13 protein-coding genes and 1 pseudogene are annotated in these 13,361 nt (G+C 45.5%); 12 read left to right on the top strand and 2 right to left on the bottom strand.

Annotated elements, in window-relative coordinates; translation table 11 throughout:
• Positions 1 to 95: 95 nt before the first annotated feature.
• Positions 96 to 248, bottom strand: coding sequence for a hypothetical protein (locus AC5JL3_RS25230; protein ID WP_192219528.1), 153 nt, complete (start codon positions 246 to 248; stop codon positions 96 to 98).
• A 273-nt stretch (positions 249 to 521) separates the two neighbouring features.
• Between AC5JL3_RS25230 and AC5JL3_RS25225 the strand changes: the two genes are divergently transcribed.
• The 9 genes and pseudogenes from AC5JL3_RS25225 (at position 522) to AC5JL3_RS25185 (ending at position 8,005) form a co-directional block, all read left to right on the top strand.
• Positions 522 to 677, top strand: coding sequence for a hypothetical protein (locus AC5JL3_RS25225; RefSeq protein WP_496077094.1), 156 nt, complete (start codon positions 522 to 524; stop codon positions 675 to 677).
• Positions 678 to 1,001: 324 nt separating this feature from the next.
• Positions 1,002 to 2,381, top strand: a complete 1,380-nt coding sequence (locus tag AC5JL3_RS25220) for a nicotinate phosphoribosyltransferase (protein WP_496077293.1) — start codon at positions 1,002 to 1,004, stop codon at positions 2,379 to 2,381.
• Positions 2,382 to 2,442: 61 nt separating this feature from the next.
• Positions 2,443 to 3,033 (top strand): nicotinate-nucleotide adenylyltransferase, encoded by a 591-nt coding sequence (locus AC5JL3_RS25215; RefSeq protein WP_496077093.1) that lies wholly within the window; start codon positions 2,443 to 2,445, stop codon positions 3,031 to 3,033.
• Positions 3,006 to 3,740: an NUDIX hydrolase gene (locus AC5JL3_RS25210; RefSeq protein WP_496077092.1), complete on the top strand. Its 735-nt coding sequence runs from the start codon at positions 3,006 to 3,008 to the stop codon at positions 3,738 to 3,740. The genes AC5JL3_RS25215 and AC5JL3_RS25210 overlap by 28 nt, the downstream gene beginning before the upstream one ends.
• Positions 3,741 to 3,957: 217 nt before the next feature.
• Positions 3,958 to 5,703, top strand: a complete 1,746-nt coding sequence (locus AC5JL3_RS25205) for an ABC transporter ATP-binding protein (RefSeq protein ID WP_496077091.1) — start codon at positions 3,958 to 3,960, stop codon at positions 5,701 to 5,703.
• Positions 5,704 to 5,733: 30 nt separating this feature from the next.
• A complete protein-coding gene (gene ccmS / locus AC5JL3_RS25200) occupies positions 5,734 to 6,165 on the top strand; it encodes a beta-carboxysome assembly chaperone CcmS (protein ID WP_496077090.1) in 432 nt (143 codons plus the stop codon).
• 286 nt (positions 6,166 to 6,451) lie between these two features.
• Positions 6,452 to 6,817 carry a response regulator gene (locus AC5JL3_RS25195; protein WP_496077089.1) on the top strand — a complete coding sequence of 122 codons (366 nt, stop codon included), beginning with the start codon at positions 6,452 to 6,454 and terminating at the stop codon, positions 6,815 to 6,817.
• Positions 6,818 to 6,838: 21 nt separating this feature from the next.
• A pseudogene (locus tag AC5JL3_RS25190) lies at positions 6,839 to 7,090 on the top strand (rhomboid family intramembrane serine protease); the annotation flags it as partial.
• Positions 7,091 to 7,147: 57 nt separating this feature from the next.
• The gene (locus AC5JL3_RS25185) at positions 7,148 to 8,005 is read left to right on the top strand and encodes a sulfurtransferase (RefSeq protein ID WP_496077088.1); all 858 of its coding nucleotides are present in this window, start codon (positions 7,148 to 7,150) and stop codon (positions 8,003 to 8,005) included.
• 131 nt (positions 8,006 to 8,136) lie between these two features.
• On the opposite strand, the gene AC5JL3_RS25180 is transcribed toward AC5JL3_RS25185, so the two are convergent.
• A complete protein-coding gene (locus AC5JL3_RS25180; protein WP_496077087.1) occupies positions 8,137 to 8,883 on the bottom strand; it encodes a CHAP domain-containing protein in 747 nt (248 codons plus the stop codon).
• Between the two features lie 95 nt (positions 8,884 to 8,978).
• Between AC5JL3_RS25180 and AC5JL3_RS25175 the strand changes: the two genes are divergently transcribed.
• From AC5JL3_RS25175 to AC5JL3_RS25165, 3 genes are all read left to right on the top strand, one after another.
• Entirely contained in the window at positions 8,979 to 10,340 is a 1,362-nt protein-coding gene (locus tag AC5JL3_RS25175; RefSeq protein ID WP_496077086.1) for a DUF2157 domain-containing protein, read from the top strand.
• 96 nt (positions 10,341 to 10,436) lie between these two features.
• A complete protein-coding gene (locus tag AC5JL3_RS25170) occupies positions 10,437 to 11,141 on the top strand; it encodes a GDYXXLXY domain-containing protein (protein WP_496077085.1) in 705 nt (234 codons plus the stop codon).
• A gap of 375 nt (positions 11,142 to 11,516) precedes the next feature.
• Positions 11,517 to 13,160 carry an NADP-dependent glyceraldehyde-3-phosphate dehydrogenase gene (locus tag AC5JL3_RS25165; RefSeq protein WP_496077084.1) on the top strand — a complete coding sequence of 548 codons (1,644 nt, stop codon included), beginning with the start codon at positions 11,517 to 11,519 and terminating at the stop codon, positions 13,158 to 13,160.
• Positions 13,161 to 13,361 lie beyond the last annotated feature (201 nt).

Raw genomic sequence — 13,361 nt, 5'->3', positions numbered from 1 at the left:
TAACCTATGAGAAGAAAACCGCCAGTAGTCAGTTGCCGCCGAGAATGAACTGCTTATACCTGACGGTTTTGCTCTACACTTCTTTCATCGACTATTTACCAATCTGCTCTTTTCGCTTCCTGGAATGGCTCACCGCTAAAGGGTTGTACCCCAATAATTGGATAAGCATCATCATTCGGGCTAAAAATTCTGCCTACAGCTTCAGAAATATACTGAGCCATGCTTTCAAAGACTTTGTAGATACTCATAAAACTACTCTCCTGATAAGTTCGAGTGAGCTTCTAAATCTAGACGAATGTAATTCTATTCGGCTGTACTTTAATTATGAGTAAATCTAGATGGTTTGCGGTGAATTGCAATATTTGTTTGATTATGTTTGCAATACTTCTTTGGGAATTGAGTCAAGACTAAGATTATTCTTCAAACTAACAAAGTATTTTAAACCTACTTTATCTTCTACAAAGATTTTAGTATCGAGCCAGTGTCTGGGCATATTACATCGCGAACTGGTGTCAAACCTCATGAGTCAGCGAACAATCGACTGGGCTAACGCGATCGCACACCCAGTAAGTTATCACAATCTCCTCTCCCTACGTCGTATTTCCCTAAGAGTACCCTTCATACAAAAGCCGATACCAAGTTCTGCTACTCTTGTCCTAAGCGTCACGTCTTTTTAGGTAAAATTACTATTAAGAACTTTATACAATATGTGAAAGTAGGCATAAATTCTTAATGAGTTGACCAACTATCTTTGATTCTTCCCTATCAAGCTAGAACCGATGATTCTGGAGTAGTTATAGATCAAGTTGACGACATAACCCTTTTTCTCTCACTCCTTACCTAGAGGGAGACTCAGGAGAAAGTGTGTTTAGTCGTTAGTTGAGAGAAGTTAATTTTGGTATTTACTACTATAATTTAGGACAATAAACCCCAACCCTAACTGGGCAATGAAAACTCTTCCCGATAGAGACTACCTGCACTTGGACAATCCTGCCCTAACAATGAAACTTGAAGACCAGGAACTATCACTAGGTGCCGAAGACTATAGCCTCTTGACTGACCTTTATCAGCTAACGATGGCGGCGTGTTATGCAGGCGAGGGCTTGGCACAACAACCAGCCTCTTTTGAACTATTTGTGCGCCATTTACCCAATAACTTTGGCTACCTGATTGCGATGGGGCTGGCACAGGTACTCGATTACCTAGAAAAGTTTCGCTTTACTCCAGCAGGGATAGAGGCTTTGCAAGCGACGGGAATTTTTGAGGATGCGCCAGCACAATTCTGGGAAATCCTGACCAATGGGCGGTTTACGGGTGGCCTTTGGGCAGTGCCAGAAGGAACGGCAATTTTTGCCAATGAGCCATTTCTGCGGGTAGAGGCTCCACTTTGGCAAGCGCAGTTAGTAGAGACTTATCTTTTAAATACGATTAACTACCAAACGTTGGTGGCGACACGGGCGGCACGGATGCGGGATGTGGCAGGAGACAAGGCTACATTACTGGAGTTTGGTACAAGGCGGGCATTTAGTCCCCAAGCTTCGCTTTGGGCAGCACGGGCATCTATGGCGGCGGGATTGGATGCAACATCAAATGTACTAGCAGCGCTGAAGTTGGGGCGGAAACCCACAGGGACGATGGCTCACGCTTTGGTAATGGCGATCGCAGCCGTATCTGGAAGTGAGCAAGATGCCTTTACTGCCTTCTATCGCTATTTTCCGAATTCTCCTCTGTTAATTGATACCTACGATACTCTCAGTGCAGCAGAGGGTTTGGCAAAACGGGTAAATGCTGGAGAAATCCAAGTGACAGGTGTGCGTTTGGATTCAGGGGATTTAGTAGCGTTGTCTCAAAAAGTGCGATCGCTCCTCCCGGATGCCACCATCTTTGCTAGTGGTGATTTGGATGAGCATGAAATTGCCAGACTCAAGAGTGCTGGGGCGTGCATTGATGGATACGGATTGGGAACACGGCTAGTTACTGGAACACCTGTGAATGGAATCTACAAGCTTGTTGAAATTGATGGCATTCCCACGATGAAGCAGGCAAGTAATAAAGCCACGTATCCTGGACGCAAGCAAATCTATCGCCAAACGATAGAAGGGAAATTCACTAAAGACCGATTGAGCTTAGCCTCTGAATCACCCTTAGATTCGGAACAACCCCTACTACAACTTGTGATGAAACAAGGTCAACGGCTACAGCGCCCAGAAGCCTTGGAAGACATCAAAAAACGCACAGCAGCAAGCGTTGCAAGTCTCTCCGAGTCAACCCGCCAACTCAATAACCCAACCCCACTCCCAGTAGAAATTTCTGATCCCCTACAACAGCTAACGCAAGCTACGCAGCAAAGACATAAGCTCGAAGCCTCCTCAAAACGTTGAAGGCTAGAACTTTCAGCCTTCAATTCCACTAACAACCAACAACCAACAACGAACAACCAACATGGTCAACATTGCGTTATTTGGTACCAGCGCTGATCCACCAACTTCAGCTCATCAAGCCATTCTCAACTGGTTATCCTATCACTATGATCATGTAGCGGTTTGGGCATCGGATAATCCGTTTAAGACTCACCAGACACCGTTAGAACATCGGTCAACAATGTTACGGTTACTGATTGAGGATATTTCACCGCCTCGACGGAACATTAGTCTCTACCAAGCCCTCAGCAGTCCGAGGACGTTGGAAACTGTTGAAAAAGCCCGTCAGCATTGGGGAACACAAGTAGACTTCACCTTAGTAATTGGTGCTGACTTAGTGAGCCAAATGCCACGCTGGTATCAAATTGAAAAGCTGTTACAGCAAGTGAAGTTGCTAGTAGTGCCACGTCCAGGCTATGAAATAGACGAGGGGGGTATAGAAGAGTTGAGGAAGTTAGGAGCAGAAGTTGCGATCGCTGATCTTCAAGCACCAGCCGTTTCTTCTACAGCGTATCGTGAGAAGGGTGATCCAGAAGTTTTGACACCTCCCGTTGAGGACTACATCCACAAAGAGCAATTGTACGCATGCCAGGACGCGGCACCAAGCAGGTAAAAAAGCAAGCACTAGCCGACTTTAAAGTTGGAGTTGATAACGTAATCTTTTCCGTCGATACCCAGCAAAACCGACTGCTGGTGCTGTTGGTGATGCGTCAGGATGAACCGTTCTTTAGTCAGTGGAGTCTGCCAGGGACATTAGTCCGTAAGGGAGAATCCTTAGAAGATGCCGCGCATCGGATTCTTGCAGAAAAAATCCGGGTGAACAACTTATACCTGGAGCAACTGTACACCTTTGGCGGGCCATGTCGTGACCCACGAGAATCGCCTACCAGTTTTGGTGTGCGTTATTTATCTGTCAGTTACTTTGCGTTGGTACGGTTCGAGGAAGCAGAACTGATTGCCGATGGTGTTAGTGGTATTGCTTGGTATCCAATTGAGCAGTTACCAAAGCTTGCCTTCGACCATAATCAAATTCTGGAATATGGCTATCGGCGTCTCCGCAACAAGTTGGAATATAGCCCTGTTGCCTTCGACGTACTACCAGAACTCTTCACCCTCAGCGACCTCTATCAGCTTTACACTACTGTTTTAGGAGAAAACTTCTCAGACTATTCCAACTTCCGGACTCGTCTATTGAAGCTCGGTTTTCTATCTGATACGGGGCTTAAGGTATCACGAGGCGCAGGGCGTCCTGCCAGTTTGTACCGTTTTGATGCTGAGGCATTTGCTCCCTTAAAGGATAAGCCACTCGTATTTATTTAACGAACTCGTTTATGTGAGATTGGGAATTGGGAATTGGGAATTGGGAATTGGGCAGCGATTAATGCGTTCGCTCCTCAAGATATTCTCACCTGGTTTCGCCACTGCGGTTACTATATTCCCTGCAACTGAGAACCGCTATAAACGAGCGGCGAAGACAATCAAACAATCACATCGTCTTAGAACCAGGAAGCACCTATCAAAATCAGGGCCTCCCCTGATGCGTCTGATTAATTACGGGCACAACTATCGCACCCAAATCTGGCAGGCGATCGCGTGTTCCATTCTCAATAAAATCTTTGACTTAGCACCCCCCGCTTTAATTGGTGCAGCGGTGGATGTAGTAATCAAGAAAGAGGATTCACTCATTGCACAGTGGGGAGTCAAAGATGTCTTCGGGCAACTCTTAATACTCACGGTTCTAAGCATCATCATTTGGGGGCTAGAGTCCGTTTTTGAATATGCTTATGCAACACTATGGCGTAATTTGTCGCAATTAATTGAACATGACTTACGCTTAGATGCTTATGAGCATTTGCAATCCCTAGAACTCGCTTATTTTGAGGACAGGAGTACTGGGGGGTTAATGTCGATTTTGAGTGATGACATTAATCAATTGGAGCGTTTCTTGGATGTGGGAGCGAATGACATCATTCAAGTAACGACGACTTCTATCGTTATTGGCACTGCCTTTGCGATTCTTGCTCCTAGTGTTGCTTGGATGACTATTTTGCCAATCCCCTTTATTCTCTGGGGTTCAGTTGCCTTTCAGCGTCGCCTTGCGCCCCGTTATGCAGAGGTTAGGGAAAAGGTGAGTTTGATTAATGGACAGTTAGCGAATAATCTTACAGGCATCACGACGATTAAAAGCTTTACAGCCGAAGAGTATGAGATAGGGCGGATTGAACGAGAAAGTCAAGCCTATCGACAAAGTAACAGACGTGCGATCGCACTTTCGGCGGCATTCATCCCCTTAATCCGGATGATCATCTTGTTTGGCTTTTCAGGAATTCTGCTTTATGGCGGGATGGATGTTGTTGCTGGGAGGATGGCAGTAGGAACTTACAGTGTGTTGGTGTTCCTGACGCAGCGCTTACTTTGGCCGTTGACGCGATTGGGAGAAACACTCGATCAGTATCAACGGGCGATGGCTTCGACAACACGGGTGATGAATCTGCTGGATACTCCGATAGAAATGCACTCAGGCGACATCCCATTGCCAGTTGAGCAGGTGCGGGGTGAGTTGGTGCTAAACAATGTTACCTTCACTTACCGCGATCGCCATCCAGTTATTCAAAATCTTTCGCTTCACATCCCCGCAGGTAAAACAATCGCCATTGTCGGTTCTACAGGTTCTGGTAAGAGTACGTTAGTAAAACTACTGTTGCGGTTGTATGAAGTGCAATCGGGATCAATCACCCTTGATGGCATTGAATTGCAAAAGTTGCAGTTGAGGGATTTGCGTCGAGCAATTGGGCTAGTGAGTCAGGATGTGTTCTTATTTCATGGCACAGTGCGGGAGAATATCGCCTACGGCACGTTTGATGCTACCCCAGCCGAGGTAATAGCGGCGGCTGAAATTGCCGAAGCTCATGACTTTATCAGCAAACTACCTCAAGGCTATGACACACTGGTTGGGGAACGGGGGCAGAAATTATCGGGAGGACAACAGCAGCGGATTGCGATCGCACGCGCTATTTTAAAGAATCCCCCGGTTCTGATTCTCGATGAAGCAACCTCTGCTGTCGATAACGAGACAGAAGCGGCAATTCAGCGATCGCTAGAGAAGATTACCGCAAACCGGACGACAATTGCGATCGCGCATCGTCTCTCCACTGTCCGCAATGCTGATTGTATCTACGTTATGGAGTACGGGAAATTAATCGAGCAAGGGCGACATGAAGAACTGCTGGAACATCAAGGGATTTATTCGAGTCTCTGGCGTGTCCAGTCGGGTATAAAATGAAATGCGCTTGACCATCACACAACGCAAATCATGACATTCTTTGGTAGTCCCCAACCGGAAACACCAGAAAACAAGTGGCGACAGCAACTCAATCAATTCGCCAAAGACAATCAACAAGAACTGGCTGCACTCGCTTGGGGGCTATTTCTGGAACGGGGAGAAAGCGATGAGACGTTAGGAATTGACCTTAACCCGACACCGCATTTTGTCTATTGTCCTAAAACAGCGGTCGAAGAATTAAATCGTAAAGCCAACAACCAGCTTCAGGAAATTTTGGGAGTTGTGGATGCTCATCAACCTGAAAAGGAAGTTCTGATCATTGGGATTGGTAACGAGCAACTCAAGCTGATTCAGTTTGAACCCGAACCCCCACCTCCTACTTGTTTTGAGCAAGTTGCTAAGGATGTCGATACATTACTAGAACAGTTACAGCAGCGCCTGACTCAGCAACTAGAAAGCTGAACAATTAACTTATAGCAAAAGGCAGAGGGCATCAGGCAGAGGGCAGAAGAAATAAGGATTTTCATTCATTCGTTGTGAGCCACAGCGCATGGTGTCTATCTTGAAAGTAGACTTTCAAGATAGGTCTATTTGTCTTTTCTCAGAACAAGATGGGTAAAGGTCAGGAAGCCTCCTACATGGGTATGCAAGAAAGCGATCGCAATCTACTCCAGTTACACTGAAAAACTTTCGGAATTTAACCTGAGCCAGTTGTAGTTCACCCTAAAGACACTAGAGGTAAAGGGTTGTGACTACAGTTCTAGTGGTAGAGGATGACCAGACCCAACAGTTGATAATCTCCAAACACCTGACAAAGATTGGGCTAAATTTGATTTTTGCTGAAGATGGCTTTGAAGCCCTGTCCCTAGCAGAAATTCATTGTCCCAAGCTGGTTATTCTGGATATTATCATGCCTCGAATGAACGGCTACGAAGTCTGTCGGCGTCTAAAGTCGAAGAACACAACTCCTAAGCCTGCTGTGCTGATGTATTCCAATAAGACAGAAGAATGTGACTTCTATTGGGGAAGCAAGCAAGGCGCTGATGCTTATGTTTCCAAGCTTTGCCATCCTCAAGAACTCATCAATACCGTTAAGTATTTGTTACGAGAATAGCAACTACAAAGCCATTTTGGTGCCAGTGACATTATTTTCGGTTACATAAATTTCTTGCTGCTATACAGCTACGTTGAGAGTGACTCGCTGTCGATTGTCCTCTCAGCCATTGTTGGCTTCCTCTATGGAAGGACACTCTGGGGTATTTTTCCACTGTATGAGGGCGTGTCTTGGGAAGGACATTTATTTGGCTTATTGGGTGGTGTGCTAGCAGCCGGTTATATGGATATACTCAAGCCGATGTTCAGCTTCATGAGCCAACTGCTATCGTAATTAGTGGCTGGAATTAGGCTAAGTAAGTGAAATGCGATCGCCAATCAGAGTAATGATTTGAACAGCCCAGCTCAAGATAGTCGAAATCAGCAGTGGGTAGTCAGTGCAGCACAAGCCAAGCAACGTATTGAGCAAGGAGCAACTATTCTTGATTCTCGCACTTACTTGGAATGGCTAATGGGTCATGTCCCGGCGGCAGTTCACGTTAATTGGAAGCACTTTTCCCAACAGCAATCACCTGATAAAGGCAAACTACTTGAGAACCTGGAAATTCTGGAACAAAAGCTTCGTAACCTTAGTGTTACTAACACCAAGCCAGTCGTTGTAATTGGTAATCCGACTCACCCTTGGCATTTTGGTGAGGAGGGACGAATCGTTTGGATGTTACGCACCCTCGGACATCCATCAGCCGCCTTTGTGGATGGAGGCTATACAGCTCTTACCCAAGCTGGTGTTCCTACTACATTAGGTTTGAACCAACCCATTGCTGGAGACTTTGTTGTTAAGCCAACTGCCTTGTGGTCAATCCAGCGTGATGAACTTCAAGCTCATCTTTCTGTTCAAAGTGCCTCTAAGAAGTTGATTGTAATTGATACCCGTTCTCCCCGTGAATTTGCTGGCTCTACTCCCTATGGGGAACAACGTGGAGGACATATACCTGGTGCTGTACATTTCTACTTTAAAGATTTAATAGATACTAAGGGATACTTACTTCCCCGTAATCAGATTATTGATAAACTCAATCGCTTCGAGATAAAGCTTGATACTCCAATTGCTACTTACTGTACAGGTGGAGTCCGCTCAGCATTCTTTGCTGCTGTATTGGCTGATTTAGGTTTTACTAATGTCAAAAATTATCCAGGTTCTATGTGGGAATGGTCAGCCGCAGCACCATCCAGTTGTCCTTTAGAGTGAACATCTATCCTGCTGATAAAGCCTAAGTCAAAATTGCATCAGTCTATACAAATTCACAGAAAGCGACGAGAAAACCTTTATTTTCCTGTCAATTCCCAGTTCCCAATTCCCGAACAACCCAGAACATTACCTCAGGTAATCGGTGTCTCCCAGGCAGCATTCCATGTCATCGGACCTAACAATCCATCAGGCTTTAGCCCTTTTTCCCCTTGAAATTTGATCAGGACTTCGTGGCAACGTTCTGTGAAAATGCCATCGTCTCCTTTTCCCGTTGAGCCAGTATCACCAAAATTCCAGCCTCTGGAAATCATTCGCAACTGCCATGTCAAAACATCATTCCCACTCATCAGAGGACTTGTTAATGTAATATAACGCCCTTGCCATACAGGGTAGCCAAGCTCAGGTTGAGGGCGAGATGTATCTGTATATAGGGGTCTACCAAAGCCTAAGATATTCTTGATAGAACGCTTACGGCGCATGACCTGTCCGCCATTGGAGTTGTTATTGCTGCCTGTGTTCCCTTCAATGCAGGTCACATTCGCCTTATCATGAACAACCTCAACGATGCCAACATGGTCAGTGGTTCCGTCATCATCCCAATCAAAGAAGGCAAGGTCACCGACTTGCGGTGTTTTAAAGAATTGACCTTGCTCTTTAAACCATTTGACACCAGACGGACAATATGAGAAGCCTTTTGGTGTAGTGATTTCTAATGGCAACTGAGCATCGTAGAAGCAGTATGAGACAAAAATGGCACACCACGGTACATCATTCATTCCATACCAGGCACCGAATTTGTTACGGTTGCTGTTAGGCGGCGACTCGGTGTAACCAATTTCTCGTGCTGCTCTTCCCAGTACATCTACAGCCGTCGTCATTGTTCTCCTCTAGGGCTGATTCCGGTAGATTTTTTCCTAGTGTCTCACAAACGACAAGTCCTTCTACTGATACGGACTCAAGTATTGAGGTGGTTATGCTTTCTGATAAGTTTCGTCGCCAGTTGCGTCAAGAAGCAGAACAATGGCGAACCGAGGGAATAATTGATGATTCTGTGTATGAACAATTATGCGATCGCTATCAATTTAATGACCTTGAAGCGTCTGCCCGTAGCCGATTCATCGTGATTTTGCTGGGGCTAGGTAGTGTCCTGTTGGGCTTAGCCATTATCACTTTCGTCGCGGCGAACTGGCAAGCGTGGTCACGGGGGTTGAAGGTGACATTGCTCCTGAGTGGCTTTATTGGTGTCAATACAGCAGGTTTCTACCTCTGGCGGCATCCAACTGAGCGATGGCAACGCCGTTTTGGACAGGGGTTATTACTCTTAGGTGCGCTGATTTTAGGGGCAAATATGGCTCTGATGTCTCAGATGTTTCATCAGAGTGGGCTACTTTATCAGTTGTATCTGGTTTGGGGATTCGGCGTTTTGACAATGGCGTACAGCCTACGGCTGACGATGTTGGGAATTTTGGCAATTCTTTTAATTGCACTTGGGTATGTGCAGGGACAGCCAGAATTTGTTGCAATTGGTGAGTTTCCCTGGCTACGGTTTGTAGTGCAATATATGCCAGTGTTAGCCGCTTTAATGTTTATCCCATTGGCTTACTGGTGCCGTTCTCGCTGGATTTTTCGCCTTGGTGCGATCGCAACTATATATTTTCTAGAAGCGAATTTAATCCGATTGAATCTATTAGGTTCTCCACCTTGGACAGCTGCAGTTGCCTGTGCGCTACCACCTGCACTTTTATGGGGATACAGGGATTCTCTATGGGGTCAGCGTTCACCGAAGGCTCAATCATTCGACAGTACAGCCCGTAGTCTTGCTATCACCTTCCTCAGCCTTCTGTTCTTTCTCGCATCGTTCTATGGATTATGGAGTACCTCATTGGTGCCTTCAGCCAATGACACTTCACTAACCCTTCCTCCTCCAGTCGATATACTGCTCTTAGCGGGTTGGACAGTTTGGGAATGGGTACAACTATTGCGTCGAGTCGATTTAACCAACCTTCTTGTCGCGAGTATGATTACCGTCAGTGCTTTAATTCCCTTTTGGCATCTGAGTAGCGGTAGGCTTGCAATTATAGCTACGCTAATCTTCAACTTGCTCTCATTCCTGCTCTCCACTGGTTTAATCCGTGAAGGATTAGCACAGAGTCAGCGCCGCTTTTTCTGGGGGGGTATGGTATTGCTAACTCTACAAATTCTTAGCCGGATGCTGGAGTACAACACTGACTTACTCTTCAAATCCTTAGTCCTGTTCCTCTGCGGACTTGGTGTCATTGCTGCTGGACTATGGTTTGAGCGTTACCGAACCAGGCATTCACAAGTAGATGGGTGAAAATAAATATTGCTAGTGCAGCGCGGCGAAAATAACTATCCAGTTAGACATTGGCTAAATAGTCCACCTCGAAATCAATCCGAAGTCCCAACTCGAATGACCTTAAATTCTGAATCTCCTAAGCCCACACCTAGATGGCGATTTTGGGTACCTATTGTCTTTCAAACAGCATTGATTCTTGCTGTTCCAGCCCAAGCCGTTTACACCCAGCTAACTGGTAAAACCGTTATCCTCCAGACTGTACCAGTAGACCCTTACGAACTGTTGCGAGGCTACTCCCAGACACTAAGGTATGATATTTCCCGCCAAAACAGCTTAAGCAAGCTCCCAGGTTGGGAGAAATTGCCCAAGCAACAGCCTAACGGAAATAACTTTGCTTTGATTGAACCGGGTACTCGTTTTTATGTAATTTTGGCAGCACCAACCAAGCCAACCCTAGGTAAACTCCCACAAGCTTGGAAACCTGTCGCAGTTAGTACCCAGCGCCCCTCGCAACTACCAGCAAATCAGGTTGCCCTTAAAGGGCTGGCTGAAAAAGGTTTTATTCAGTATGGGCTGGAAACTTACTACATCCCTGAAGACCAGCGACAGCAGATTAACGCTGACTTAGGGGCAACCCGGCAAGCCAACTTAACACAGTCTCCACAGACGGAACCCCAAACCAACCCAAGTCAGTCATCACAGACACCACCAGTTGTTATGGAAATCAAGGTGAATGCTCAAGGCAATGCTGTGCCAGTAAGCCTTTGGGCACAGGTTGGCGAAGCGTCGAACCAGAAGATTCGTAACTATCGGTTTTAGTAAATACACCCCCCGCTCCTTGCGCTGACTCCACAAAAGGCGATCGCGTTCATCCCTTTAGACAAGCCTTCTTCAAAGGATAGTTTGTTTGCAAGCAACTCGTAGGGTGGGAAATGTCCACCTTACGTTTAATTTTGTCTACCTACTTAATATTTGTTTGTCTTCTGTGTTACTAACTTTTATCCTAGATTTTAGATAAACAAATAGCAGTTTTTTCTACCTTCTAAAGTATGTTTATTAAAAGATTAAAAACCTCTCTTAGGACATAGCGAGTTGCAATATTTAGGTTAATTTCAGTACAGAATTATCTAGAACAATGGTTTATCTTGGTGGCAAAGGAAGTTGATGCTTAAGCAAATTAGGAGAGCTAATGCTATGCAACTACAAGAAAAACCCCAACTCCAACCCAAGATTGACTCAATTTTTCCGGACGAATCTAGTATTCCAACAGAATTCCAGCTACCCGACCCGATTCATCAAACTGAATATCTGATCGATGGATTGCTACGACAGTGGGAGGGGTCAAGGCAAGAAGTCTCGTCATCAATTTATGTGAAAACGGCAGATGGGTTTTCCCAAAAAGTGATTGGCAGCGTTCCAATATTGTCAGAAAAAGAAGCCCTCGAAGCGCTTGATGCTGCTGTGGTAGCCTATAACAACGGCAGAGGCCATTGGCCGACAATGTCTGTCAGTGGCAGGATTGAACATATTCAAGACTTCGCCTATCGGATGAAGGAGAAGAAGCAGGAAGTTGTCAATCTCTTGATGTGGGAAATTGGCAAGTCCTATCCAGATTCCGAGAAAGAATTTGACCGCACGATTGCTTATATCGAAGACACGATTGATGCCCTCAAGAACCTGGATCGAACCAATTCTCGGTTTGTACTCGAACAGGGAATTATTGGTCAAATCCGTCGTGCGCCTCTGGGGGTAACGCTTTGTTTAGGCCCAACAAATTATCCGTTGAATGAAACCTTTACTACACTGATTCCTGCCCTGATTATGGGCAATACAGTGATTTTAAAACCACCAAGGTTAGGAGTTTTGCTCAATCGTCCACTGCTAGAAGCGTTCCGAGACGCATTTCCTCCAGGTGTGGTCAATGTCATTTATGGAAAGGGTCGGGACATCACTCCTCCCCTAATGGCTTCTGGAAAGGTTGATGCATTGGCGTTTATTGGCTCAAGTAAAGCAGCCAGTTCCCTGAAAAAACTGCATCCTAAGCCGCATCGGTTGCGGAGTGTCCTAGGTTTAGAGGCGAAAAATCCAGGCATTATTCTGCCTTACGCCGATTTGGACTTAGCTGTTAAAGAATGCGTTTTGGGAACGCTTTCTTATAATGGACAGCGTTGCACAGCTTTGAAAATACTATTTGTCCATTCTCAAATTATCGATGTCTTTCTTGAGCGTTTTTGTGATGCGATCGCTAATCTGAAATTTGGTATGCCTTGGGAAAAAGGTGTCACGCTCACGCCGCTACCAGATATAGAGAAGCCCAAGTATCTCACCGAACTTGTTGAAGATGCTAAAAGCTTGGGTGCGAAGGTTGTCAATGAAGCAGGCGGCACCGTCAACAAAACTTTCTTCTATCCCGCTGTCCTGTATCCTATTACTTCACAAATGCGGGTGTATCACGAGGAGCAATTTGGTCCTGTAATCCCCATAGTTCCCTTCGATGATATTGAAGTTCCAATTCAATATATGGTTGAGTCTGATTATGGGCAGCAGGTCAGCATTTTTGGAAACAATGCCGATACAATCTCCAAACTTGTTGACCCATTAGTTAATCAAGTCTCTCGTGTAAACCTGAATAGCCAATGCCAGCGTGGTCCTGATACCTTTCCCTTTACCGCAAGAAAAGACTCTGCTGAAGGTACACTTTCTGTTACTGATGCATTGTATGCCTTTTCTCTGCCTACCTTAGTAGCCGCGAAACAGACAGACATTAATAAAGGAATGCTGACTCAAATTGTCAGAGAACATAAATCAAACTTTCTCTCAACCGATTTCATTCTTTAGACAGTAAAAAACAATATAGCAGTTAGCTCTCAGCTATCAGCCATCAGCTTTTTTGTTTTCCTGTCAAGTAGCACTTGTTTCGCAGCCTTTAGCAATACCTCTTGCAAAAATCCATGAATGACCCCTCCCCAGCCCTCCCCGACCTCAAGGGGAGGGGGCAAGATTTGAAGTTTTTCCCCCCTTGATAAGCTATGCATTAGT

The organism is Symplocastrum torsivum (assembly GCF_059505465.1).
This window is presented reverse-complemented; position numbering and strand designations above follow the sequence as displayed.